The sequence below is a fragment of the Methylobacterium sp. WL18 genome (genome assembly GCF_008040015.1).
Lineage (GTDB): Bacteria > Pseudomonadota > Alphaproteobacteria > Rhizobiales > Beijerinckiaceae > Methylobacterium > Methylobacterium mesophilicum.
The window spans coordinates 1-2,960 of the sequence record NZ_VRVD01000577.1 but is presented as its reverse complement, the minus strand read 5'-3'; the positions used below and the strand labels follow the sequence as shown (position 1 = coordinate 2,960).

At 71.0% G+C, this 2,960-nt stretch carries 2 protein-coding genes and 1 pseudogene; all 3 read left to right on the top strand.

Going from position 1 to position 2,960, the window contains the following annotated elements; translation table 11 throughout:
* Window positions 1-422, top strand: a 422-nt coding sequence (locus FV228_RS25225) for a DUF3616 domain-containing protein (RefSeq protein ID WP_147857055.1), incomplete at its 5' end; no start/stop codon positions are given.
* 177 nt (window positions 423-599) lie between these two features.
* Window positions 600-2,642 carry a protein meaA gene (locus FV228_RS25220; protein ID WP_147857054.1) on the top strand — a complete coding sequence of 681 codons (2,043 nt, stop codon included), beginning with the start codon at window positions 600-602 and terminating at the stop codon, window positions 2,640-2,642.
* A gap of 71 nt (window positions 2,643-2,713) precedes the next feature.
* A pseudogene (locus FV228_RS25215) lies at window positions 2,714-2,960 on the top strand (glycosyl transferase); the annotation flags it as partial.

The following is a 2,960-nucleotide window of genomic DNA, read 5'->3' as shown; positions in this document are numbered from 1 at the left end:
ATGCAGGCCTGCGCGGCCCCGTGCTGGCGGATGGCAGCGCCGCGATCGTGTCGGTGCCCCTCGCCGGCCGGTTCGACGGCAAGCCGGGCGCCGGGACCCTCGCCACGGTGGCGTTGGGCCCGGACAGCCACGGGCAGAAGCGGGGCGTGCGCGACCTCGTGGCCGTGCCGGACGGCTTCCTGATCCTGGCGGGGCCGATGCACGACCCGGAGGGCGGGGCGGTCGCGGCCGGCGACTACACGGTGTTCGCGTGGGACGGCACGGGCGCGCCGCGCAAGCGCCTCGATCTGCCCGGCTACGCGAAGAAGGAGAAGCCGGAGGCACTGCTGCCCCTCGACGCCACCGCGGACGGGCACCGGGTGCTGGTGTTCTTCGACGGCCCGAAGGAGGGCGCCCCGCGCGCGCTCGTGCTGCCGCGCTGATCGGCCGACCCGTTCAAATCCGGCTGTCGGCCCGCACAAGTTTTTTAAAGTCTCTCCGGGCCCTCCCGGGCCGTCTTGCACGTCTGTCGCGGATGACGCGCTCGGCTGCCTTCGCTACGGTGCGGCCAAGACTGCGCCCCGTGCGCGGATAGTGAACAAGACCACAGGGAGGCCACGATGGGCGCGAGCGTCGCGGAGACCAAGGGCGACACGTCGAGCCGCGACAAGCCCTGGATCATCCGGACCTATGCCGGGCACTCGACCGCGGCTGAGTCGAACAAGCTCTACCGGGGCAACCTCGCCAAGGGCCAGACCGGCCTGTCGGTGGCCTTCGACCTGCCGACCCAGACCGGCTACGACCCGGACCACGAGCTGTCGCGCGGGGAGGTCGGCAAGGTCGGCGTCTCGATCGCGCATCTCGGCGACATGCGGGCCCTGTTCCAGGACATCCCGCTCGCGCAGATGAACACCTCGATGACCATCAACGCCACGGCCCCGTGGCTGCTGGCGCTCTACCTGGCGGTGGCCGAGGAGCAGGGCGCCCCGCTGGACGCGCTCCAGGGCACGACCCAGAACGACATCATCAAGGAGTACCTGTCGCGCGGGACCTACGTGTTCCCGCCCGCGCCCTCGCTCCGGCTCACCAAGGACGTGATCCTGTTCACGACCAAGAACGTGCCGAAGTGGAACCCGATGAACGTCTGCTCCTACCACCTGCAGGAGGCGGGGGCGACGCCGGTCCAGGAGCTGTCCTACGCGCTGGCCATCGCGATCGCGGTGCTCGACACGGTGCGGGACGACCCGGAATTCGACGAAAAGAGCTTCTCCGACGTGTTCGGCCGGATCTCGTTCTTCGTGAATGCCGGGCTGCGGTTCGTCACCGAAATCTGCAAGATGCGGGCGTTCGCCGAGCTCTGGGACGAGATCGCCCAGGAGCGCTACGGCATCGACGACCCGAAGAAGCGCATTTTTCGCTACGGGGTCCAGGTCAACAGCCTCGGGCTGACGGAACAGCAGCCGGAAAACAACGTCCACCGCATCCTGATCGAGATGCTGGCCGTGACGCTCTCGAAGCGCGCCCGCGCCCGGGCCGTGCAGCTGCCGGCCTGGAACGAGGCGCTCGGCCTGCCGCGGCCCTGGGACCAGCAATGGTCCATGCGCATGCAGCAGATCCTGGCCTTCGAGACCGACCTTTTGGAATATGACGATATCTTCGACGGCTCAAAGGTCATCGAGGCCAAGGTCGAGGCTCTGAAGGCCGAGACCCGGGCCGAGCTGGAGCGGATCGGCGGCATCGGCGGCGCGGTCGCCGCGGTGGAGACCGGCGCCCTGAAGCGCGCCCTGGTCGAGTCGAACGCCAAGCGGATCTCGGCGATCGAGGCCGGCGAGCAGATCGTCGTCGGCGTCAACAAGTGGCAGCAGGGCGAGCCCTCGCCGCTCACCGCCGGGGAGGGCGCGATCTTCTCCGTCTCCGAGACGGTGGAGATGGAGGCGCAGGGGCGCATCCGCGACTGGCGGGGTAAGCGCGACGCCCAGGCGGTCGGCCGGGCGCTCGACGCCCTGGAGCAGGCCGCGCGCTCCGGCGCCAACATCATGCCGGTCTCGATCGAGGCCGCGAAGGCGGGGGTCACCACGGGCGAGTGGGGCGAGCGCCTGCGCCAGGTGTTCGGCGAGTACCGGGCGCCCACCGGGGTCAGCCCCGAGACCGTCTCCTCCGGGGCGGCCGAGGAGGCCAAGCTCCTGATCGCCGATCTCGGCGAGCGCCTGGGCGAGACGCCGCGGCTGGTGGTCGGCAAGCCCGGCCTCGACGGCCACTCCAACGGCGCCGAGCAGATCGCGCTCCGCGCCCGGGACGTCGGCTTCGACGTCACCTACGACGGCATCCGGCAGACCCCGGCCGAGATCGTCGCCAAGGCCAAGGAGACCGGCGCCCACGTGGTCGGGCTGTCGATCCTGTCGGGCAGCCACGTGCCGCTGGTGCGCGAGGTCCGCGCCCAAATGCGCGAGGCGGGGCTGGACCACATCCCGGTGGTGGTCGGCGGCATCATCTCGCCCGAGGACGAGCTGGTCCTGAAGAACATGGGCGTGCGCGCGGTCTACACGCCCAAGGACTACGCCATCGACGCGATCATGATCGGCCTGGCCAAGGTGGTGAACAAGAGCCTGGACCGCGCCTCCGACCCGTCGGAACCGCCGCGGGAGGGCGCGCAGGTTTATTGAGGCGGCATCCCGACCGGGATGCGGGCTGGCGCGCCTTCCCGCGCGCGGCCCGGATCGCGTAGGACCGCGCGATGCCGTCCGCGCTCGACACGATCCTCCTCCTCGCCGTCCCGCTCGCCGCCGCCCTGTCGGCCGGGCTGATCCTGCGGCTGCGGCCGGTGCTGCAGCGCTACGCCCTGGCGCGGCCGAACGCCCGGTCGAGCCACACGGTGCCGACGCCGCAGGGGGGCGGGATCGCCGTGGTGACCGCGCTCGTGACGATCTCGGGGCTGCTGATCGCGGCGCCCGAGATCGGCGGCCGGCCGGACTGGGTCCGGC